Genomic DNA, 20613 nt, shown 5'->3' with positions numbered 1-20613 from the left:
ACTCTTGACCGAGAGAATCCGATCTGCTTGCATGTGATTGATTCTCATCCCCAATTGCAGAATCAATCACAGAGGAGACGATGAAGTTGAACTCACCCACCTGCCGTCGGCGCTTCACCGCGCTGGGCCTGGCCGTCGCACTGGGGGTGACCGGGGTCGGCGTGACCTCGGTCGGCGCCGCCGTCGCGGCGCCCGCTTCCCAGACCGCTGCGTCCTCGCCCTTCACCCCGATCAACCCGGACCCCGCCTCGCCTGAGGTCGCCGTCGACGCCGACGGCACCACCCTGGGCGCCATCACCGCCGTCGAGAAGGACGGCGCCGCCGTCACCCTCGCCGCCGAGAACGGCGCGATGCGCGTCACCTTCCTCGAGAACGGCACCTTCCGGCTCGAAGCAGACCCCAGCGGCTCGTTCACCGACCCCGCGAACACCCCGCAGGATGACCCTGCGCGCACCGCTGACATCGTCGTCGGCGCAGACAGCTTCGACGGGGCCGACATCACCGTCACCGAGGGCGAGCGGATCCGCATCGCCTCGAAGACCATGACGGTCGAGGTCGATCGCGCGACCGGTACCGTCTCGGCCGTACGCGCAGACGGCACGGCCATCTTCACCGAATCGGCGCCCATCAGCTTCGGCGCAAAGACCGCCACCCAGCACCTGACCGACGTCGACGGCGAGCAGATCCTCGGCGGCGGCATGCAGAACGGCCGCTCGATCCACACCGAATCGGTGATCAACGTCGCCCGCAGCTACGACTGGGACGACGACGGCTACCCCAACGCGGTGCCGTACTACATGTCGTCGAAGGGGTACGGCGTGCTGCGCAACACGTTCGCGCGCGGCACCTACGACTTCAAGAAGAACACGACCACGCACGAGGAGCGCCGGTTCGACGCCTACTACTTCGTCGGCGACTACAGCCAGTCCCTCGAGTCGTACACCCAGCTCACCGGGCGCCCCATGATGCCACCGGTGTACGCGCTCGAGTACGGCGACGCGGACTGCTACAACCGCTCGAGCCCTACCTACTCCGGCACGAGGACGCCGTCGAAGCTGCGCACTCCCCAGTCGCTCGACGTCGCGAAGGACTTCGTCGAGCACGACATGCCGGCCGGCTGGATGCTGGTCAACGACGGCTACGGGTGCGAGTACCAGGAGCTGCCCGAGACCGTGCAGGCCATCGAAGACGAGACGGCCCTCAAGACCGGCCTGTGGACCCAGCGCTCGCTGACGAACCAGGAGTACGAGGTGGGCGAGGCGGGCATCCGGCTGCGCAAGCTCGACGTCGCCTGGGTGGGCAGCGGCTATCGCCTCGCCCTCACCGGCTGCGAGGCCGCGCACAGCGGCATCGAGAAGTACTCCGACGCCCGAGGCACCTCTCTGATGGTGGAGGGCTGGGCGGGATCCCAGCGATGCGGGATGCAGTGGACCGGCGACCACACGGGCAACCTCGACGCCGTGCGCTGGCAGGTCTCGGCTCTCACCGGAGCCGGCAACTCGGGCCTCGCCTTCAGCACTGGTGACGTCGACGGCATCTTCGGCGGCTCGGCCGAGAGCTACGTGCGCGACCTGCAGTGGAAGGCGTTCGCCCCCGCGCTCTACTCGATGAGCGGATGGGCATCGGTCGACAAGCGGCCGTGGCTGTACGGCGACCAGGCGACCGCCATCAACCGCAGCTACCTGCAGCTTCGCCAGCAGCTGATGCCGTACATCTACACGCTCGCTGCTGAGTCTCACCGCAGCGGCCTGCCGATGATGCGCTCGCTCGCCCTCGAATACCCGAACGATCCCGGCTCCTACAGCGCCGAGGCCAACAACCAGTTCCTGCTGGGCAGCGACTACCTCGTCGCTCCCGTCTTCACCAAGAGCACCGTGCGCAACGGGATCTACCTTCCCCAGGGCTCGCAGTGGGTCGACTACTGGACGGGCACGCTGCACGAAGGCGGGCAGGTGCTCAACGGGCACCCGGCTCCTCTCGACAAGCTGCCGATCTTCGTCCGTGCCGGCGCGCTGGTGCCGCAGGGCATCGTGGCCCGCAACGCGTCGCTCGTGGCAGAGGACTCCCCCATCACCCTCTCGCTCTTCCCGCAGGGCACGAGCACGTTCTCGCTGTACGAGGACGACGAGGTCACCCGCGCCTACAAGGACGGCGCGTCGAGCACGCAGAAGTTCACCGTCGCCGCACCCGAGGCGGGCAAGAAGGGCAGCGTCACGATCGGCATCGGCAAGCGCTCCGGTTCGTACGACGGCATGGCCGATGCCCGTCCGTACCTCATCGAGGCGCACACCGGCTCCGCACCGAAGAACGTCTCGGTCGACGGCAAGGGTCTGAAGCAGGCGGCCTCGCTCGACGCACTGTCGACGCAGACGACCGGCTGGTTCTTCGACGCGTCCGACGCGGGCGGTGTCATCCACGTGAAGACCGCGCCCCTGGCATCCGGCAGCAGCTCCGAGGTCGTGCTGTCGGCGACCAGCGCGGTCGGCGGCCGTGACGCCGACCTGACGGCGGCGGCGGTCTCGGTCGACCTCGAGGAGCGCGTCTTCCAGGGCGACGCCACGACGATCACCGCCACCTTCCGCAACACCGGTTCGAAGAAGAAGGAGAACGTCACCCTCGCGCCGCAGCTGCCCGACGGCTGGGAGGTCGTGTCGGCGGAGGGCGAGCGCGCTGCAGTCGTCGAACCGGGGGCGTCGTTCACCGCGACGTTCGAGGTGAAGGTCACCGACGCGGCCGAGGCGGATCTGCAGACCGTGACGGTCACGGCCGCCTACACGGCGCAGAAGACCTCGCAGAAGGTCAGCGGAGCGAATCAGATCTACGTCGCGTACGGTTCGCTGGCCGGCGCCTACAACGCCGATTCGATCACCACGATCGAGACCGCGAAGGAGGGGAACTTCGACGGCGGCGGTGCAAGCTTCTCGTCCGAGTCGCTGGCACGGGCCGGGGTCACCCCTGGATCGACGGTGACCGTCGGCACGGGCGACGCCGCGATCGCGTACACCTGGCCCGCACCGTCCGGTGCCGCCGACTCCGTCTCGCCGGCAGGGCAGACGATCGCCCTCACCGGCAAGGGCACGCACCTCGCGATCCTCGCCTCCGCCGCGTCGGGTGGCGGGGTGAACCCGGCGATCGAGCTGCACTACGCCGATGGAACCGTGTCGACGCAGAACGTCTTCTTCCCGAACTGGCTGCAGCAGGCATCCGGCCTCGGCGGGGCGAGTGTCGCGGTCGTCTCGATGGGGCGCAACAGCGCCACCAATCCGGCCGTCTACGAGTACCCGACGTACAAGTACCAGGTGTACTCGAACCTCGTGCGCCTGAACCCGTCGAAGGAGCTGGCGTACGTCGTGCTGCCGACCGAGAGCCGGCTGAAGATGTTCGACTGGAAGATCGTCGACCAGCCGCTGCCGCCCGCACCCGACGCGACCGCGTTCGCGTCGGATCTGCAGTGGATCAGCGCGACCAACGGCTGGGGAGTGATCGGCAAGGACGTGGCGAACAAGGACTCCGCGTCGTCGCCCGACATGCCGCTCGCGATCGACTACGTCGACCCGGCCACGGGTGAGAACCCGACGTACGCGAAGGGACTCGGCGTGCACGCCCTGTCGAAGATCACCTACTACGTCGGAGGCGAGTGCAGCGCGTTCACGGCGGACGTCGGTCTCGAGGCCGGCTTCGCAGGCAACGTGGTCTTCAAGGTCGACATCGACGGCGCGAACGCCTACCAGTCGCGCACCTTCACTCCCGGGTTCGCGCCCGAGAGCGTGAAGGTCGACCTGAAGGGCGCTCAGTACGTCGACCTCATCGTCGAGGCGCCGGGCAGCATCAACGGCGCCCACGGCGTGTGGGGAGACGCGAAGTTCAGCTGCGACTGATCCGGATGCCCTGATCGGGGACTTCCCCTCAGGCCCGACACGAAGCGCCCCTCGGAGATCCTCCGAGGGGCGCTTCTCGTGGGGTCGCCGGCTCAGCGCCCGCGCGCACGCAACGCCTTCAGAGCCATCTGCACGGCGATGAAGGCGAGGTACAGGGCGAAGAGGATGTTGCCGGTGAGCGGATCGATCAGGGTCGCCAGCCACGCGCCGAGCGCGGTCGTGGTGCAGGCGGAGACGCCGATCAGGCCCGCGGCGACGAGGTCGACGTTGTGATGGCGCAGGTTGCCGATCGTTCCCGAGACGGCCGTGGGGATCATCATCAGCAGCGACGTGCCCTTCGCGACGAGGTCGCTGGTGCCGAAGGCGAGCATGAGCACGGGGACGACGACCACTCCCCCGCCGACCCCGATGAGCCCGGCGATGATGCCCGTGACGACGCCGACTCCCACGAGGGCGATGCCGTTGAGCCAGCCGAGCTCGAACTCCGCTGCGCGCGAGGGGATCACCAGGAACAGGCTCACGATGACCACGACGAGGAAGGCGACGAAGCCCCAGCGCAGGGCCGTCTGCGAGACCCGCGGCAGCAGGCGCGACCCGATCTGAGCGCCGACGACGGCCCCCGCGGCCAGGATCAGCGCCGGGATCCAGGCCACCGCGCCCGACAGCGCGTACGAGATGACCCCGACACTCGCGGTCGGCACGATCGCCGCGAGCGAGGTGCCCGCCGAGATGCGCTGGTCGAAGGTGAGCAGCAGCACGAGCAGCGGCACGATCACCGTGCCGCCGCCGACGCCGAAGAGCCCTGACAGCAGTCCGGCGATCAGGCCGATGACGATGAAGGACAGGTAGGCGCGAGGCCCCCGGGAGATGGCCTGGTGCTCTGCGTTCACGCAGTTCAGACTATCGCCGGGGGCCTCGCGACCCTCACCGCGCCCTGAGCGGTCAGACCTCCTGATCGGCCTTGATGGGCACGGCGATCGACTCGGTGAGCTGCTGCTCGTACCGCGTCTGGCGGCGGCGCAGCCACAGGCCGCCCGCGACGAGCAGGGCCAGCACGATGTACGCGGCCGCCGCGAACGGCTGCGTGACGAGAGTCGACAGGTCTCCCTGACTCAGCTGCAGCGCCTTTCGCAGGTACTCCTCGCCCATCGGGCCGAGGATCATGCCCACGACCAGCGGCGCCACCGGGTAGCCGAAGCGCCGCATGAAGTAGCCGAGCACGCCGATGATCACGAGGATCAGGATGTCGACGACCGCGAAGTTCAGCGCATAGGCGCCGAACGCGGCGAACAGCAGGATCCCCGCGTACAGATACGGCCGCGGGATCTGCAGCAGCTTCACCCACATGCCCACCAGCGGCAGGTTGAGCACGATGAGGATGACATTGCCGAGGTACAGGCTCGCGACCAGGGCCCACACCAGCGCCGGCTGGTTCTGGAACAGCTGCGGACCCGGCTGCAGGCCGTAGGCCTGGAACGCGACGAGGATGATCGCCGCGGTCGCCGTCGTCGGCAGGCCGAGGGTCAGCAGCGGCACGAGCACGCCCGCCGCGGCCGCGTTGTTCGCCGACTCGGGGCCGGCGACTCCCTCGATCGCCCCGCGGCCGAACTCCTTCTTGTGCTTCGAGAGCTTGCGCTCCGTCGCGTACGAGAGGAAGGTCGCGACGTCGGCGCCGCCCGCGGGGATCGTGCCGATCGGGAAGCCGATCGCGGTGCCGCGCAGCCACGGCTTCCACGAGCGCTTCCAGTCGTCCTTCGTCATCCAGCTGCGCCATCCGCCCGTCACGGGGATCACGTCGATGCCGCCGTGGCGCAGCCGCGCGGCGATGTAGAGCGTCTCGCCCACCGCGAACAGCCCGACTGCGACGAGCACGATGTCGATGCCGTCCGAGAGGGGCAGCAGACCCAGCGTGTAGCGCTGCTGGGCCGTCAGGGTGTCGGTGCCGACCAGACCGAGGAAGAGCCCGACGCCGAGCGAGGTCATGCCCCGAGGAACCGAGCTGCCGATCAGCGCGCCGACGGTCACGAATGCGATGACGATCAGGGCGACGTAGTCGGCCGGGCCGAGGTTCACCGCGAACTGAGCCAGCACGGGTGCGAGCAGCGTGAGGCCGACCGTCGCGATCGTACCGGCGATGAACGAGCCGATCGCCGCCGTCGCGAGTGCGGCGGCCCCGCGGCCGAGCTTGGCCATCTTGTTCCCCTCGATCGCTGTCACGATCGAGGCGGATTCGCCGGGGGTGTTCAGCAGGATGCTGGTGGTCGAGCCCCCGTACATGCCGCCGTAGTAGATGCCGGCGAAGGTGATGAGCGCCGCGGTCGGGTCGAGCGTGTAGGTCAGGGGCAGCAGCAGGGCCACCGTCATGGCGGGGCCGATGCCGGGCAGCACGCCGACCGCCGTGCCGATCAGCACGCCGAAGAACGCGAAGATGAGGTACTGCGGCTGCAGAGCGGTCGCGAAGCCCTCGAGAAGCAGGGTCCAGCTGTCCATCAGAACATCCCTCCCAGCCAGCCGAGCGCCGGTCCCCAGGGCAGCGAGAGACCCATCAGGCCTCCGAACACCACCTGAACGACGAGCCCGAGCACGAGACCGATGACGAATGCGAGCCACCAGCGCTTCGCGCCCAGCGACCACGCGACGACGCCGAACAGCACGGCTGCGGCCGGAGCCCAGCCGACGACGTCGATGAGCAGCAGGTGAGCGACCACCGCACCCACGATCTTGGCGAGGGTGAGCCAGTCGGTCTTGGCATCGGGGTCGATGTCCTCGCCCTCCTCGACCTCTGCGCGATCGCCGCGCAGCACCGAGACGAGCACGGCGGCGGCCGAGCCGAGCAGCACGATCGACACGAAGATCGGGAAGATCGTCGGACCGACCTTCACGCCGACGGGGACGTGGATCGAGAAGGCGCCGACGAGGGCGAAGACGCCGAGAGCGAGCATGAGCAGGGCGAAGACGAGTTCACCGAGGGGAACCCGTGGGGCGGGCCGAGTCGCCTCGGCCCGCCCGCTCGCCCCGAGGATCGGGGCGTCCATGTCAGATCAGCCCGATGTTCTTCAGGGTTCCGGTGACGTCTGCGATGTTCTCGTCGAGGAAGGCGTCGAACTCGTCGCCCGTGAGGAAGGCGTCCGTCCACCCCTTGGTCTCGAGCTCCGAGGCCCACGCGTCGGAGTCGTGCATCTCGGTGACGATGCGCTCGAGCTCGTCTCGGTCGGCGTCGGAGATGCTGCCCGGCGCGACGACCCCGCGCCAGTTGGTCAGCACGACGTCGTAGCCCGCGTCGGTGATCGTGGGGACGTCGGCGAGTGACTCGACCGGTTCGGCCGACGACACGGCGAGCGCACGCATCGACCCGTCCTCGATGTACTGCAGGAACTCGCCGACGCCCGAGATGCCCGCGGCCACCTTGTTGCCGACGAGCAGCGAGACCGCCTCGCCGCCACCGGAGTTCGGCGTGTAGTTCAGCTTCGACGGGATGTCGGCGCCGTCGACGCCCGCCTCCTCGAGCAGGAGGCCGGCGAGGATGTGGTCGGCGCCACCGGCCGAGCCGCCGGTGACGGTCACCTCCTGGCCCTTGTCGACGATGTCCTCGACCAGGTCCTCGAGGGTGTCGTACTTCGACTTCTCGGGCACGACGACGACGAGCGGCTCATCGGTCAGGCGCGCGATCGGGGTGGTGTCCTCGAGGCGCACGGCCGAGGCGTTCGTCTCGATCGCGCCGACCATCACCAGGCCCATGACCATCAGCGTGGCCGGGTCCTTCTCGTTGGCGAGCTGGGCGAGGCCGACCGTTCCACCTGCGCCGCCGACGTTGGTGACGGCTGCGGCGCCGGTGATCTTGTCGTCGGTGAGCACCTTCGACATCGAGCGGCCGGTCTGGTCCCATCCGCCACCGGGGTCTGCGGGAACGATCAGCGAGACGTCGTCGAACGACGAGGCCTCGCCCTTGCCGTCGGCGCCGGGAGCCGGGGATGCGTTCTGCGACGAGCATCCGGCGAGTGCGAGTGCGGCCATCGCCGCGACGGCGACGAGGGCGGTGCGTGACTTCTTCATGCGCTCCTCCTTGAGCGTGTAGGGATGCTGGAAACCGTATGCACCCGGAAGGCGCCGGATCTGCTTCTGAAATCATTGGTCGGGCTTTCGAAAGTATTGGTCTCGGATGCCCTGCCTGGGGCTGTTCCGCTCCTCGCGTGCGCGGGGAGAATGGCTGTGTGGCCTCGAAGATGATGCGCGCGTCGCAGATGACGCACGGCGGTATGTCGCTGCGGGTGCAGCTGATCCTGCTGCAGGCGCTGATCGTCGCGGTCGTCACCCTGATCGCCGGTGTCACCGCCGGGGTCATCCAGGCGCACACCGTGCGCGACGCGTACGAAGATCGCATGCTCGCGGTGGCGCAGTCCATCGCATCCATGCCGGCGGTGCTCGACGCGTTCGACGACGCCGACCCCTCGGCGACGATGCAGCCCCTCGCCGAGACCATCCGCCGGGCGTCCGACCTGACGTACGTCGTGATCGCCGACGCCGACGGCATCCGCTTCTCCCACCCCAACCCCGACCTGATCGGGAAGAAGGTGTCGACCTCGGCCGCCGTGCCGCTCTCCGGCGAGATCTACATGGGCACGCAGACCGGAACCCTGGGTCCGTCGTGGCGAGTCAAGGTTCCCGTCTTCGACGGCTCGGACGTCATCGGCACGGTGTCGGTCGGAATCCTCGAGTCGCAGGGCACGGGCGAGTTCGTCGGAAACCTCGCCTGGATCATCGGCGCCATGCTGGCTGCGGTCGTGCTGGGCATCTTCGGCTCGGCCTGGGTCACCGCGGTCATCCGCCGCCGCATCCAGCTGCTCGAGCCGCACGAGATCGCCGCCCTCGTGCGCAATCAGGAGACGACTCTGCACGGCCTCAGCGAGGGGGTCATCACCGTCGACGCCGAGGGGACGATCACCCTCGCGAACGATGCCGCAGCTCGCCTGCTCGGGGCGGATGCCGGCGAGCTGACCGGTGCCGCGGCGGCCGACGTGCTCGATGAGGAGCTGCTCGCCGTGCTGCGCGACGGCGAGGACGCCGGGCGCCCGGTGATCGTCGGCAGCCATGTGCTGGTCGCGCGCGGCACCGGATCTCGGGTGGACGGCGAACCCGTGGATGCCACCCTGCTGCTGCGCGACCACACCGAGCTGCACGATGTCGTCCGGCGGGTGGAGGCCGCAGACGCGATCATCGCCTTCCGCCGGCGCGCGGGTCTGCCCAAGGGGCTCAGCGCCGAGACGCTCGACCGCACGGCGACGGCGCTGGCACAGCATCCGGATTCGTCCGCGGCCGAGCTGGCCGAGGTGCTGGGCATGTCGCGGGTGAGCGCCAGACGCTACCTCGAGCATCTCGCGTCCACGGGCCGCGCCGCGCGCTCTCTGGACTACTCGACCAAAGGCCGGCCGGGCACCCGCTACCGGACTATTGAGACTGTGTCTCAGGGCGTGCGAGACTGACTCCCAGAAGCCGCCCGCTCTGATCGAAGGAGATCACATGCTTCGCAGCCCGCTTCCCGACGTCGAGATCCCTGACGTCTCGATCTACGAGTACCTGTTCTCCGACCTCGACGACAGCGCGCTCGACTCGGTCGCCATCGTCGACGGCATGACCGGCGCAGAGACGACCTACCGCCAGCTCGTGGCGCAGATCGGCCTGTTCGCGGGCGCGCTCGCGGCCCGAGGCATCGGCATCGGCGACCGCATCGGCGTCCTCTGCCCGAACGTCCCGGCGTTCGCGACGGTGTTCCACGGCATCCTGCGGGCCGGAGCCACCGCCACCACGATCAACTCGCTCTACACGGCGGGCGAGATCGCCGACCAGCTCGAGGATGCGGGTGCGGCGTGGCTCGTCACCGTCTCCCCCCTGCTCGCGGGCGCGAAGGCGGCCGCCGAGCGACGCGGCATCCCGGACGACCACCTGATCGTCCTCGACGGCGCCGATGGGCACCCCAGCCTGCGCGACCTGCTCGGCGAGGGGCACGCGGCCCCTGATGTGACGTTCGATCCCCGCACGCACCTCGCCGTGCTGCCCTACTCGTCGGGCACCACCGGGCGCCCGAAGGGCGTGATGCTCACCCATCGCAACCTCATCGCGAACGTCGCCCAGTGCCGCCCCGTTCTCGACGTCGACCACACCGACCGCGTGCTCGCCGTGCTTCCCTTCTTCCACATCTACGGCATGACCGTGCTTCTCAACTTCGCGCTCCGGCAGCGCGCCGGGCTGGTCACCATGCCGAAGTTCGACCTGCTCGAGTTCCTGCGCATCATCGCCGAGCACCGCACGACGTGGGTGTTCGTCGCCCCGCCGATCGCCGTCGCGCTCGCCAAGCATCCCGTCGTCGACGACTACGACCTGTCGGCCGTCAAAGTGATCTTCTCGGGCGCCGCACCCCTCGACGGCGCACTCGCCGCGGCTGTCGCCGCGCGCCTCGACTGCGAGGTCGTGCAGGGCTACGGCATGACCGAGACGAGCCCCGCGGTCAATCTGATTCCCGCAGGCCACCCCGAGATCGACAAGGCGTCGATCGGCCCGCTGGTGCCGAACACCGAAGCGCGGCTCGTCGACCCCGAGACCGGCTCCGAAATAGAGGTGCCCGCAGATGGTGTGAGCGCGGCCGGTGAGCTGTGGGTGCGAGGACCGCAGGTCATGGTCGGGTACCTGAACCGGCCCGAGGCCACCGCCGACATCCTCGACGACGACGGCTGGCTGCACACGGGCGACATCGCCACAGCGTCGTCCGACGGCATCTTCCGCATCGTCGACCGTCTGAAGGAGCTCATCAAGTACAAGGGCTACCAGGTCGCGCCCGCCGTGCTCGAAGCGGTTCTGCTCGAGCACCCTCTGATCGCGGACGCCGCGGTGATCGGCGCGAACGACGACGACGGCCAGGAGGTGCCCAGGGCCTACGTCGTGCGTCAGGCCGGCGCAGAGCTCTCGGCGGAAGACGTCATGGAGTTCGTGGCCTCGAGGGTCGCGCCGCACGAGAAGGTGCGACAGGTCGAGTTCATCGACGGCATCCCGAAGTCGGCGTCGGGAAAGATCCTTCGCAGAGACCTGCGCGCCCGCGTCTGATCCGGCGGGGTTGCCGACCGCAGAGCCGGAAACGATCCCCGAGCAGACACGAAGAAGCCCGCCACCGGTGAACGGTGACGGGCTTCTTCGACGCGGGGAAGGTCTTACTCGGCCTTCTCCTCGGCGGGAGCCTCGGTGGCCTCGACCGGAGCCTCGGTGGTCTCCTCGACGGGAGCCTCCTCGGTCTTCTCGGCCTTGGGCGCCTCAGCCTTGGCAGCCGGCTTCGCAGCCTTCTTCTTCGGGGTGACGGGCTCGAGAACGAGCTCGATCACGGCCATGGGCGCGTTGTCACCCTTGCGGTTGCCGACCTTGACGATGCGGGTGTAGCCACCCTCACGGTCAGCGACCAGCGGCGCGATGTCGTTGAACAGCGCGTGAGCGGCGTCCTTGTTCGAGCGCAGCACCGTCAGAGCACGACGACGCGCGTGCAGGTCGCCGCGCTTGCCGAGCGTGATCAGGCGCTCGGCGAGCGGACGCAGGCGCTTCGCCTTGGTCTCGGTCGTCTTGATCGACTTGTGGGTGAAGAGCTGTGCAGCGAGGTTGGCAAGCAGCAGGCGCTCGTGTGCGGGGCCGCCTCCGAGGCGGGGACCCTTGGTGGGCTTGGGCATAATCGTCTAACTCCTGGTCAGAAAGAGGTCGGGTTTCAGAAGGATTCGTCTTCGCCTGCGCTGTAGAAGTGGGCGCCGTCGAAACCGGGCACCGAATCCTTCAGCGACAGACCGAGCGAGACGAGCTTGTCGCGCACCTCGTCGACCGACTTCTGTCCGAAATTGCGGATGTTCATCAGCTGCGTCTCAGAAAGGGCCACCAGCTCCGAGACGGTGTTGATGCCCTCGCGCTTGAGGCAGTTGTACGAGCGCACCGACAGATCGAGGTCCTCGATCGGCATGGAGAGCTCGCTGGAGAGCACAGCCTCGACCGGCGCGGGGCCGATCTCGATGCCCTCGGCCTCGACGTTCAGCTCGCGGGCGAGGCCGAACAGCTCGGTGAGGGTCTTGGCTGCGGATGCGACGGCGTCGCGCGGGAGGATCGACGACTTGGTCTCGACGTCCAGCACGAGCTTGTCGAAGTCGGTGCGCTCACCGGCACGGGTGGCGTCGACGCGGTAGCTGACCTTGAGCACCGGCGAGTAGATCGAGTCGACCGGGATCTGACCGGCCTCTGCGTACTCGTTGCGGTTCTGAGCTGCCGAGACGTAGCCGCGGCCGCGCTCGATGGTCAGCTCGAGCTCGAAGCGAGCGGTGTCGTTGAGCGTCGCGATGACCAGGTCGGGGTTGTGCACCTCGACACCCGCCGGAGCGGAGATGTCGGCTGCGGTGACCTCGCCGGAGCCCGTCTTGCGCAGGTACGCGGTGATGGGCTCGTCGCGCTCGCTGGAGACGACCAGCTGCTTGATGTTGAGGATGATCTCGGTGACGTCCTCCTTCACACCGGGGATCGTGCTGAACTCGTGCAGCACGCCGTCGATGCGAATGGTGGTGACCGATGCGCCGGGGATCGACGACAGCAGGCTGCGACGCAGCGCGTTGCCGATCGTGTATCCGAATCCGGGCTCCAGCGGCTCGATGACGAACCGGCTGCGGTTCTCGGAGATCTTCTCCTCGGTGAGAGTGGGACGCTGTGCGATGAGCACTATGTGTTCCTTTCGATCACATGCCCGCTATATGACATGTGTGGGGTGAGGTCTGAAGTTGTGGAAAATCTGGGGGCGGGTCTGCCCTTCCCGCGCCCGCGAGGGCTCAGGAAGGGCAGACTGCGAGATCAGACGCGGCGGCGCTTCGGCGGGCGGCAGCCGTTGTGCGCCTGAGGCGTGACGTCCTGGATGGACCCCACCTCGAGGCCGGCGGCCTGCAGCGAGCGGATCGCGGTCTCGCGGCCCGAACCCGGACCCTTCACGAAGACGTCGACCTTCTTGACGCCGTGCTCCGCAGCCTGGCGGGCAGCGGACTCCGCTGCCATGCCTGCGGCGTAGGGCGTCGACTTGCGCGAGCCCTTGAAGCCCACGCCACCCGACGATGCCCAGCTGATGACAGCGCCGGACGGGTCGGTGATCGAGACGATGGTGTTGTTGAACGTCGACTTGATGTGGGCCTGGCCCAGCGCGATGTTCTTCTTTTCCTTGCGGCGCGGCTTGCGCGCGGCGGCCTTGGGTGCAGCCATGAAAGTGTTCTCCTATTCCCTGGCCGCTTAGCGGGCCTTCTTCTTACCGGCGACCGTGCGCTTCGGTCCCTTGCGGGTACGAGCGTTGGTCTTGGTGCGCTGACCGCGGACCGGAAGGCCACGACGGTGACGAAGACCCTCGTAGGAGCCGATCTCGACCTTGCGGCGGATGTCGGCGGCGACCTCGCGGCGCAGGTCACCCTCCACCTTGTAGTTGCCTTCGATGTGGTCGCGCAGGGCGACGAGCTGCTCGTCGCTGAGGTCCTTGACGCGGATCGACTCGTCGATCTCGGTCGCCTTGAGGATCTCGACGGAGCGGGTACGGCCGATGCCGTAGATGTAGGTGAGGGCGATCACCACGCGCTTGTCGCGCGGGATGTCAACGCCGGCAAGACGTGCCATGCGGTTCTCCTGGAGTGTTGTGGAGGTGTGGAGCAGCATCCGGTCCCGGGCCTCCGCCCCGAGGTGTCCCCCGCTTGCGCGGGTTCCGATGCTGCCTTGTTTTCGATATTGAGTTGTTCAGATGCCGGGCCGGATGCCGGAGCACACGGCCCGACCCCTGCTCAGCCCTGGCGCTGCTTGTGACGCGGGTTCGACTTGCAGATCACCATGACGCGACCGTGACGACGGATCACGCGGCAGTGGTCGCAGATGGGCTTGACGCTGGGGTTGACCTTCATGATGTTTCCTGTTCGCTGTCTTCACCGGGCAGGCGTGATCGCCTGAGGTGTTACTTCTCGACCGATCAGCGGTAGCGGTAGACGATGCGCCCGCGGGTCAGGTCGTAGGGCGAGAGCTCCACGACCACGCGGTCCTCAGGGATGATGCGGATGTAGTTCTGCCGCATCTTTCCGGAGATCGTTGCAAGAACCTTGTGTCCGTTGCTGAGCTCAACACGGAACATCGCGTTGGGAAGAGCCTCGGAGATCACGCCCTCGATCTCGATGACACCGTCTTTCTTAGCCATAGCCTCGCTGACGCTTCTGCAGACCGGTCGATCTGCGGTGGATGGGTGATGAGTGTGATGCCGCCCGTTCGGACACGCCAGAACAAGGCGCAAGGCACCAAAGATCTATGATAGACCCTCGGTGCCCGTGCGGCAAATGCTGCGGGCCTGGATCAGGGCAGCACCTTCGGCAGCTCGGTGTTGATGTCCTTGATGTCGAGACGCTTGCCGTTGATCTCGACGGTCGGGGTGCCCTTGATCTCGTGGGCCTTGGCCTGCGCGGCGCCGTACTTGAGGTAGGTGCCGTCGTCGATGCAGCTCGCGGCCTTGTCGGCACCCACCTGCTCGGCGATCTGCTTCAGCTGGTCGTCGGTCAGGCCGGTCGACCCTTCTGCGGGCTGATTGGCGAACAGGGTGTTGAGGAACTCGAGCGCCTTGTCGGAATCGCTCTCGGCGACGCAGTACATGGCCGCTGCGGCGCGGGACGAGTAGTTCGTGCCCTGCGAGAGGTGGTCGAGGATCGCGATCGGGTGGATCTCGAGAGTGATGTCGTCGGATGCCGCGGCTTCCTGCAGCTGCTGTCCGTACGCCTGCTCGAACGCGTTGCACGCCGGGCACATGAAGTCGATGTAGGTCGAGACGACGTCTTCGCCCTCGCCGAAGGTGATCGCGCCGGTCTCAGAGTTGACGATGTCGCCCTTCGGCGCCGGACCCGCATCGGTGGCCTGGTTGTTCAGCCAGACGACGACCGCACCGAGCGCGACGAGCACGACGACGACGGCGATGGAGATTCCGATGGCAAACCAGTTGGGCTTGCTCTGGGCGTGGGCCATGACAGTCCGATCTTCAGCACTAAATTGTCGGAACCATTCTGCCCCGCGCACGCTATGCCTGCCATGTGAACCCCCGCTCCCCGCCCCGCCCCGCCCCCCGCCCCCCGCCCCCGGCGAGAAACCACTTTCTGCACCAGACGCATGTGGACACGTGGTTTCTGACGTGGAACGCGGTTTCTCAGCGCAGACCAGTCGTCCTGCACAGATGGCTGGCGGGGTGAGTTCTCCGCAGATGGCCGGTCCAGCGCCGCGGCGACACCCGTTGACCCGGCAGTCTCGGGCGATGATCTCGAATCACGCACCGGGCGTGGGCACAGTGTCGCCTCTACCGCTGATCACGTCCAAGGAGGGCCGGATGCTGGGCATCCGCCTTCCCTCACCCGCGTACGCGCGTGTGCGCCCCGGTGTCTACGTCGACCGCGTTGCATTCTCGGCCCTGCCGAGCTGGCAGCGCTACGCGTTGAGGGTCCATGCCCTGCTGCGCGTCCGCCCCGATGCCATTCTGTGTCTGGAATCGGCCGCCGTCGTGCTGGGTCTGCCGCTGTTCGAGGAGCCGCGCGATCTCCATGTCTACGACCCCGATCGCAGCGCGTCGCGCAGATTCGGAGACATCGTCGTGCACACGAGCGTCGACCCGCGCCACGTGGGGACCATCGCCGGCATCGCGACGACATCCCCGATCGACACGGTGATCGACCTGGTCCGCGTGCTTCCGCTTGCTCAAGGACTCGCGGTGACAGACGCCGCCGTCTCGTCGTCGCAGCGCGGGTTCACGCAGGTGCGCACCCTGCGCGAGCGCCAGCAGCTTCAGCAAAACCGCAGGGGGCGCGCCCGCGCTCGCTGGGTGTGGGCGCACGCAGACCCGCGAGCCGAATCACCCGGAGAGAGCGTGAGCCGGGCGGTCATCGGGTGGTGCGGATTCGAGCATCCCGAATCGCAGCGCGTGTTCCGCTACGAGGGCCATGAGGATCGCACCGACTTCTTCTTCCCGAGCGTCGGCGCGGTCGGCGAATCAGACGGCTGGGGAAAGTACGAGCTCGAGGATCCGGAGCGATCCGCCGAGCGCCTGCGCGATGAGAAGCGCCGCGAAGACCGACTGCGCCGCAACGGGCATCCGGTCGCCCGCTGGGACCTGAGCGACGCATGGCGCGTCGAACCGCTGGTCCGCTCTCTGCGCTCGGTAGGCCTCAGGCCGGTGCGCCCGCGCGAATCGGCAATGCTCGCTGCGATGGCTCACCGCCCCAGATCGACACGTCGGTCTGCTCGTGCCGATCGCGAGAAACCCCTTTCTGCATGACGCACGCGTGGGGACATGGCGTCTCGCGCAGAACGTGGTTTCTCAGCGAAACGCCGATCCCGGGACCGACGAAGGGCGTCAGGCGAAGGGGACGGGAGTGATGCCGAACGGCGCAAGGCCGGCGGCGCCGCCGTCGGCCGCGGTCAGGACCCAGATGCCGCCCTCGTGGCGGGCGACGCTGTGCTCCCAGTGCGAGCCGTCGCTGCCGTCGATCGTCGAGACCGTCCAGTCGTCGTCCTCGACGAACGTCGCCTCTCCCCCGGCGGTGACCATCGGCTCGATCGCCAGCACCAGACCCGGGCGGATCTCAGCCCCGGCATCCGGCGTGCGGTAGTTGAACACGCTGGGCGCCTCGTGCATCTTGCGTCCGATGCCGTGGCCCACGTACTCCCGCAGGATGCCGTAGGGCTCACCCGAGACCTCTGACGGCCCCTGCGCCTCGATGTACTGCTGGATGGCCGCACCGAGATCGCCGATGTGGGAGGCGGATGCCATCGCCGCGATGCCGGCCCACATCGAGCCCTCGGTCACGCGCGAGAGCTCCTCGCGGCGCGCCACCAGATCGGGCCTGGTCGGGTCGGGCACCACGAACGTCACGGCGCTGTCGCCGTTCCATCCCTTGAACTGCGCTCCGCAGTCGATCGAGACGATGTCGCCCGGCTCGAGCACCCGATCACCCGGGATGCCGTGCACGACCTGCTCGTTCACCGAGATGCAGGTCGTGTGGCGGTAACCGCGCACGAGCTGGAAGTTCGACTCGGCGCCCCGGTCGACGATCGTGCGCTCGGCCACGGCATCCAGTTCCGCCGTCGTCACGCCGGCGCGCACCAGCGGCCGCACGGCGTCGAGAGCCGCGGCGGTGATCATCCCCGGCTCGAGCATCGAGCGGAGCTGGGCCGGGGTCTTGTAGATCGACTTGCGGAACATCGACAGATCAGACCAGCTGACCGATGCCGCGCGCCGCGAGGGCGCCCGAGATGCGCTCGGTGATCTCGTCGAGCGAGCCGACGCCGTCGATGCGGTCGACGATGCCGCGCTCCTCGAACACCGAGATGATCGGAGCGGTCTCGTGCTCGTAGATGTCGAGACGGTGCGCGATGGCCTCGTCGGTGTCATCGGAGCGCCCCTGCTCCACCGCACGGAGGCTGAGGCGGGCGATGCTCTCCTCGCGCGGCACGTCGAGCAGGATCACGGCGTCGAGCGCCGCGCCGTGCTCGGTGAGGAACGCGTCGAGGTGGTGCACCTGAGTGGTGTTGCGCGGGTAGCCGTCGAGCAGGAAGCCGCCCTGGGCGTCGTCCTGCGACAGACGATCGCGCACGATCTCGCTGGTCAGCTCATCGGGCACCAGGTCGCCTGCATCGAGGATCGCGGTGACCTTCTGCCCCAGCTCGGTGCCCTCCTTGATGTTCGCGCGGAACATGTCGCCGGTGGAGACCACGGGGATCTGCAGCGCCTCGGCGATGCGGATGCCCTGGGTGCCCTTGCCGGAGCCCTGCGGGCCGACGATCAGAAGACGAGCGGAAGCGGTCATCGGAGGAGCCCTTCGTAGTGGCGCTGCTGCAGCTGCGCGTCGATCTGCTTCACCGTCTCGAGTCCGACACCCACGATGATCAGGATCGAGGCGCCGCCGAACGGGAAGTTCTGGTTGGCCTGAACCGTGGCCAGCGCGACCAGCGGGATGAGCGCGACGAGACCGAGGTAGAGCGAACCGGGGAATGTGATGCGGGTGATCACGTAGTCGAGGTACTCGGCGGTGGGACGGCCGGCACGGATGCCGGGGACGAACCCGCCGTACTTCTTCATGTTGTCGGCGACCTCGACCGGGTTGAACGTGATCGCGACGTAGAAGTAGGTGAACCCGATGATCAGCAGGAAGTACACCAGCATGTACAGCGGCTGGTCGCCCGTGGCCATGTTCGCGAGGATCCATGCCACCCAGGCCGGCGGCTCGCTGCCGTCGGTGGGCGTGTTGAACTGCGCGATGAGCATCGGCACGTACAGCAGCGATGAGGCGAAGATGATCGGGATCACGCCCGCCATGTTGACCTTGATCGGGATGTACGTGTTGGTGCCGCCGTAGGTGCGACGGCCCACCATGCGCTTGGCGTACTGCACGGGCACGCGTCGCTGCGACTGCTCGACGTACACGATGAGCGTCATGACGACGATGCCGATGAGCATCACCAGCAGGAAGGTCTCGAAGCCCTTCGCCTCCCAGATGGCCCACATCGAACCGGGGAAGGTGGCGGCGATCGAGGTGAAGATCAGCAGCGACATGCCGTTGCCGATGCCGCGCTCGGTCACGAGCTCGGCCATCCACATGATGAGGCCGGTTCCTGCGGTCATCGCGATGATGATGAGCGCCTGTGCCCACCACACGTCGTTGGTCAGAAGCGTGTTGCAGGCGGCGACGTCGGTCTGGCCGAACAGCTGGCCGCTGCGCGCGACGGTCACCACGGTCGCGGACTGCAGCAGTGCGAGTGCGATCGTGAGGTAGCGCGTGTACTGGGTGAGCTTGCTCTGACCGGCCTGGCCCTCCTGGTGGAGGGTCTCGAAGTGCGGGATCACGACGCGCAGGAGCTGCGTGATGATCGTCGCGGTGATGTACGGCATGACGCCGAGGGCGAAGATCGACAGCTGCAGCAGTGCACCGCCGGAGAAGAGGTTGACCAGGCCGAGCAGACCGTCGGTGCCGGCGTTGGCAGCGAGGCACTGCTCGACGTTCGGGAAGTTCACGAACGGAGCCGGCACGTTCGAACCCAGACGGTACAGAGCGATGATGCCGATGGTGAAAAGGATCTTCTGCCGCAGGTCGGGCGTGCGGAAGATTCGCGCGATGGCGCTAAACAAGGGCGTTCCTCCTGAAGGGATTGCCGAACGTCGAAGGACGGCCGAAAGTCCAGGGTAACGCACAGGAGGGGCCGGAGAATCTCCGACCCCTCCCAGCGTTCACAGCGGCTGGCTCAGTTGACCGAACCGCCGGCGGCGACGATCTTCTGCTCGGCGCTGCCCGAGACCTTGTCGACCGACACGGTCAGCTTGACCGAGATGTCGCCGTCACCGAGGACCTTGACCTTCTCGTTCTTGCGCACGGCACCCTTGGCGACCAGGTCGCTGACGGTGACGTCTCCACCCTTGGGGTAGAGCTCCGCGAGCTTGGCCAGGTTCACGACCTGGTACTCGACGCGGAACGGGTTCTTGAACCCGCGCAGCTTCGGGGTGCGCATGTGCAGCGGCATCTGCCCACCCTCGAAGCCGGCGCGCACGGTGTTGCGCGCCTTGGTGCCCTTGGTTCCACGACCGGCGGTCTTGCCCTTCGAGCCCTCACCGCGACCCACGCGGGTCTTGGCGGTGTGAGCACCCGGGACGGGACGCAGGTGGTGCACCTTCAGGACGGCGGGACGAGCGGCCGGAGCCTCAGCGTCCTTCTTGGCCGGAGCCTTCTTCTCGGCGGCCTTGGCCGGAGCGGCCTTGGTGGCAGCCGGCTTCTTGGCGGCGGTCTTCTTCGGGGCCTTCTCGGCCTCGACGGCTTCGTTCTTCTCAGCCATTAGTCGATCTCCTCAACCTTGACGAGGTGCGCGACGGCGCGGACGTAGCCGCGGGTCTGAGCGTCGTCGGGACGAACGACAGAGTCGCCGATCCGCTTGAGACCGAGCGAACGCAGCGTGTCGCGCTGGTTCTGCTTCTCGCTCACCTTGGACTTGATCTGCGTGACCTTGAGGCGCTCAGCCATCAGGCACCTACCTTCTGCGCGGCGGCGGCAGCAGCGGCCTTCGCCTCGTTGCGGATGATGATCTCCGGCACGACGGCGTCGTAGTCGAGACCACGACGAGCAGCGACGGCGCGCGGCTCCTCGAGACCCTGCAGGGCCTCGACCGTCGCGTGCACGATGTTGATCGTGTTCGACGAGCCGAGCGACTTCGACAGGACGTCGTGGATGCCGGCGCACTCGAGCACGGCGCGAACCGGGCCACCGGCGATGACACCGGTACCGGCAGCGGCCGGACGAAGCAGCACGACACCTGCGGCGGCCTCACCCTGCACGGGGTGCGGGATGGTCGAGCCGACGCGGGGGACGCGGAAGAAGTTGCGCTTGGCCTCTTCGACACCCTTCGAGATCGCCAGGGGGACCTCTCGGGCCTTGCCGTAGCCGACGCCGACCAGACCGTTGCCGTCGCCGACGACCACGAGAGCGGTGAAGCTGAAGCGACGACCGCCCTTCACGACCTTCGAGACGCGGTTGATGGTGACGACGCGCTCGAGGAACTGGTTGTCACCACGGTCGCGCGAGTTGCGGTCGCGGCTCTGGCCGCGGTCGCGGCCGCCACGGCGGCCATCGCGCTGCTCGCGCTGCGGCTCAGCCTGAGCCTCGGCAGGAGCGGTTTCGGTCACTTCGTTCTCCTT

21 protein-coding genes are annotated in these 20613 nt (G+C 67.8%); 4 read left to right on the top strand and 17 right to left on the bottom strand.

All coding sequences use genetic code 11. The annotated features are described in order from the left end of the window. The first annotated feature begins 80 nt into the window (after window positions 1-80). Window positions 81-3878 (top strand): NPCBM/NEW2 domain-containing protein, encoded by a 3798-nt coding sequence (locus AB0N59_RS07200; protein ID WP_363480742.1) that lies wholly within the window; start codon window positions 81-83, stop codon window positions 3876-3878. Window positions 3879-3970: 92 nt separating this feature from the next. Here AB0N59_RS07200 and AB0N59_RS07195 read toward each other — a convergent pair whose 3' ends face one another. From AB0N59_RS07195 to AB0N59_RS07180, 4 genes are read right to left on the bottom strand one after another with little or no spacing between them, the layout of a single operon-like run. Further along, the gene (locus tag AB0N59_RS07195) at window positions 3971-4768 is read right to left on the bottom strand and encodes a sulfite exporter TauE/SafE family protein (RefSeq protein ID WP_363480739.1); all 798 of its coding nucleotides are present in this window, start codon (window positions 4766-4768) and stop codon (window positions 3971-3973) included. Window positions 4769-4820: 52 nt separating this feature from the next. Continuing rightward, complete coding sequence (locus AB0N59_RS07190; protein ID WP_204974432.1) at window positions 4821-6368, bottom strand: tripartite tricarboxylate transporter permease; 1548 nt, start codon at window positions 6366-6368, stop codon at window positions 4821-4823. Then, window positions 6368-6913: a tripartite tricarboxylate transporter TctB family protein gene (locus AB0N59_RS07185; protein ID WP_363480735.1), complete on the bottom strand. Its 546-nt coding sequence runs from the start codon at window positions 6911-6913 to the stop codon at window positions 6368-6370. The genes AB0N59_RS07190 and AB0N59_RS07185 overlap by 1 nt, the downstream gene beginning before the upstream one ends. Window position 6914: 1 nt before the next feature. Continuing rightward, a complete protein-coding gene (locus AB0N59_RS07180; RefSeq protein ID WP_363480732.1) occupies window positions 6915-7931 on the bottom strand; it encodes a tripartite tricarboxylate transporter substrate binding protein in 1017 nt (338 codons plus the stop codon). Between the two features lie 158 nt (window positions 7932-8089). Between AB0N59_RS07180 and AB0N59_RS07175 the strand changes: the two genes are divergently transcribed. Further along, a complete protein-coding gene (locus tag AB0N59_RS07175; RefSeq protein ID WP_363480729.1) occupies window positions 8090-9358 on the top strand; it encodes a PAS domain-containing protein in 1269 nt (422 codons plus the stop codon). 37 nt (window positions 9359-9395) lie between these two features. Continuing rightward, window positions 9396-10973, top strand: a complete 1578-nt coding sequence (locus AB0N59_RS07170) for an AMP-binding protein (protein ID WP_363480726.1) — start codon at window positions 9396-9398, stop codon at window positions 10971-10973. Between the two features lie 104 nt (window positions 10974-11077). Here AB0N59_RS07170 and rplQ read toward each other — a convergent pair whose 3' ends face one another. From rplQ to AB0N59_RS07135, 7 genes are all read right to left on the bottom strand, one after another. Continuing rightward, the gene (gene rplQ / locus AB0N59_RS07165; RefSeq protein ID WP_363480723.1) at window positions 11078-11581 is read right to left on the bottom strand and encodes a 50S ribosomal protein L17; all 504 of its coding nucleotides are present in this window, start codon (window positions 11579-11581) and stop codon (window positions 11078-11080) included. Window positions 11582-11616: 35 nt separating this feature from the next. Beyond that, window positions 11617-12606 (bottom strand): DNA-directed RNA polymerase subunit alpha, encoded by a 990-nt coding sequence (locus tag AB0N59_RS07160; RefSeq protein ID WP_101188505.1) that lies wholly within the window; start codon window positions 12604-12606, stop codon window positions 11617-11619. Between the two features lie 128 nt (window positions 12607-12734). After that, window positions 12735-13133, bottom strand: coding sequence for a 30S ribosomal protein S11 (gene rpsK / locus AB0N59_RS07155; RefSeq protein ID WP_071644012.1), 399 nt, complete (start codon window positions 13131-13133; stop codon window positions 12735-12737). A gap of 27 nt (window positions 13134-13160) precedes the next feature. After that, window positions 13161-13535: a 30S ribosomal protein S13 gene (gene rpsM / locus AB0N59_RS07150; protein WP_182254213.1), complete on the bottom strand. Its 375-nt coding sequence runs from the start codon at window positions 13533-13535 to the stop codon at window positions 13161-13163. Between the two features lie 161 nt (window positions 13536-13696). Beyond that, entirely contained in the window at window positions 13697-13813 is a 117-nt protein-coding gene (gene rpmJ, locus AB0N59_RS07145) for a 50S ribosomal protein L36 (RefSeq protein WP_071644008.1), read from the bottom strand. Between the two features lie 65 nt (window positions 13814-13878). Then, on the bottom strand, window positions 13879-14100 hold the full coding sequence (gene infA / locus AB0N59_RS07140; protein ID WP_017201569.1) for a translation initiation factor IF-1: 222 nt from the start codon (window positions 14098-14100) through the stop codon (window positions 13879-13881). Between the two features lie 152 nt (window positions 14101-14252). Beyond that, complete coding sequence (locus AB0N59_RS07135; RefSeq protein ID WP_363480719.1) at window positions 14253-14912, bottom strand: thioredoxin domain-containing protein; 660 nt, start codon at window positions 14910-14912, stop codon at window positions 14253-14255. Between the two features lie 355 nt (window positions 14913-15267). On the opposite strand from AB0N59_RS07135, the gene AB0N59_RS07130 reads away from it, so the two are divergent. Continuing rightward, on the top strand, window positions 15268-16209 hold the full coding sequence (locus AB0N59_RS07130) for a hypothetical protein (RefSeq protein ID WP_363480717.1): 942 nt from the start codon (window positions 15268-15270) through the stop codon (window positions 16207-16209). Window positions 16210-16287: 78 nt separating this feature from the next. Here AB0N59_RS07130 and map read toward each other — a convergent pair whose 3' ends face one another. The 6 genes from map to rpsE form a co-directional block, all read right to left on the bottom strand. Next, window positions 16288-17136 (bottom strand): type I methionyl aminopeptidase, encoded by an 849-nt coding sequence (gene map / locus AB0N59_RS07125; protein WP_363480714.1) that lies wholly within the window; start codon window positions 17134-17136, stop codon window positions 16288-16290. Between the two features lie 7 nt (window positions 17137-17143). Beyond that, entirely contained in the window at window positions 17144-17740 is a 597-nt protein-coding gene (locus tag AB0N59_RS07120) for an adenylate kinase (protein ID WP_363480711.1), read from the bottom strand. After that, window positions 17737-19059, bottom strand: a complete 1323-nt coding sequence (gene secY / locus AB0N59_RS07115; RefSeq protein ID WP_204974440.1) for a preprotein translocase subunit SecY — start codon at window positions 19057-19059, stop codon at window positions 17737-17739. The genes AB0N59_RS07120 and secY overlap by 4 nt, the downstream gene beginning before the upstream one ends. A 113-nt stretch (window positions 19060-19172) precedes the next feature. Continuing rightward, window positions 19173-19757: a 50S ribosomal protein L15 gene (gene rplO, locus AB0N59_RS07110; RefSeq protein WP_363480708.1), complete on the bottom strand. Its 585-nt coding sequence runs from the start codon at window positions 19755-19757 to the stop codon at window positions 19173-19175. Further along, window positions 19757-19942, bottom strand: a complete 186-nt coding sequence (gene rpmD / locus AB0N59_RS07105; protein WP_071640253.1) for a 50S ribosomal protein L30 — start codon at window positions 19940-19942, stop codon at window positions 19757-19759. The genes rplO and rpmD overlap by 1 nt, the downstream gene beginning before the upstream one ends. Beyond that, window positions 19942-20601 carry a 30S ribosomal protein S5 gene (gene rpsE / locus AB0N59_RS07100; RefSeq protein ID WP_224818681.1) on the bottom strand — a complete coding sequence of 220 codons (660 nt, stop codon included), beginning with the start codon at window positions 20599-20601 and terminating at the stop codon, window positions 19942-19944. Before rpsE ends, rpmD begins: the two co-directional genes overlap by 1 nt. Window positions 20602-20613 lie beyond the last annotated feature (12 nt).

Origin of the sequence: Microbacterium sp. NPDC089321 (genome assembly GCF_040684935.1) — a bacterium.
Classification (GTDB): domain Bacteria; phylum Actinomycetota; class Actinomycetes; order Actinomycetales; family Microbacteriaceae; genus Microbacterium.
This window is presented reverse-complemented; position numbering and strand designations above follow the sequence as displayed.

Bases quoted from the DNA above. Each gene is read 5' to 3' on its own strand.
- AB0N59_RS07130 (WP_363480717.1), top strand. From the start codon at position 15,268: ATGCTGGGCATCCGCCTTCCCTCACCCGCGTACGCGCGTGTGCGCCCC.
- rplQ (WP_363480723.1), bottom strand. From the start codon at position 11,581: ATGCCCAAGCCCACCAAGGGTCCCCGCCTCGGAGGCGGCCCCGCACAC.
- AB0N59_RS07120 (WP_363480711.1), bottom strand. From the start codon at position 17,740: ATGACCGCTTCCGCTCGTCTTCTGATCGTCGGCCCGCAGGGCTCCGGC.
- AB0N59_RS07180 (WP_363480732.1), bottom strand. From the start codon at position 7,931: ATGAAGAAGTCACGCACCGCCCTCGTCGCCGTCGCGGCGATGGCCGCA.
- rpmD (WP_071640253.1), bottom strand. From the start codon at position 19,942: ATGGCTGAGCGCCTCAAGGTCACGCAGATCAAGTCCAAGGTGAGCGAG.
- AB0N59_RS07135 (WP_363480719.1), bottom strand. From the start codon at position 14,912: ATGGCCCACGCCCAGAGCAAGCCCAACTGGTTTGCCATCGGAATCTCC.
- rpmJ (WP_071644008.1), bottom strand. From the start codon at position 13,813: ATGAAGGTCAACCCCAGCGTCAAGCCCATCTGCGACCACTGCCGCGTG.
- AB0N59_RS07185 (WP_363480735.1), bottom strand. From the start codon at position 6,913: ATGGACGCCCCGATCCTCGGGGCGAGCGGGCGGGCCGAGGCGACTCGG.
- infA (WP_017201569.1), bottom strand. From the start codon at position 14,100: ATGGCTAAGAAAGACGGTGTCATCGAGATCGAGGGCGTGATCTCCGAG.
- rplO (WP_363480708.1), bottom strand. From the start codon at position 19,757: ATGGCTGAGAAGAACGAAGCCGTCGAGGCCGAGAAGGCCCCGAAGAAG.
- AB0N59_RS07200 (WP_363480742.1), top strand. From the start codon at position 81: ATGAAGTTGAACTCACCCACCTGCCGTCGGCGCTTCACCGCGCTGGGC.
- AB0N59_RS07190 (WP_204974432.1), bottom strand. From the start codon at position 6,368: ATGGACAGCTGGACCCTGCTTCTCGAGGGCTTCGCGACCGCTCTGCAG.
- rpsM (WP_182254213.1), bottom strand. From the start codon at position 13,535: ATGGCACGTCTTGCCGGCGTTGACATCCCGCGCGACAAGCGCGTGGTG.
- map (WP_363480714.1), bottom strand. From the start codon at position 17,136: ATGTTCCGCAAGTCGATCTACAAGACCCCGGCCCAGCTCCGCTCGATG.
- rpsK (WP_071644012.1), bottom strand. From the start codon at position 13,133: ATGGCTGCACCCAAGGCCGCCGCGCGCAAGCCGCGCCGCAAGGAAAAG.
- AB0N59_RS07170 (WP_363480726.1), top strand. From the start codon at position 9,396: ATGCTTCGCAGCCCGCTTCCCGACGTCGAGATCCCTGACGTCTCGATC.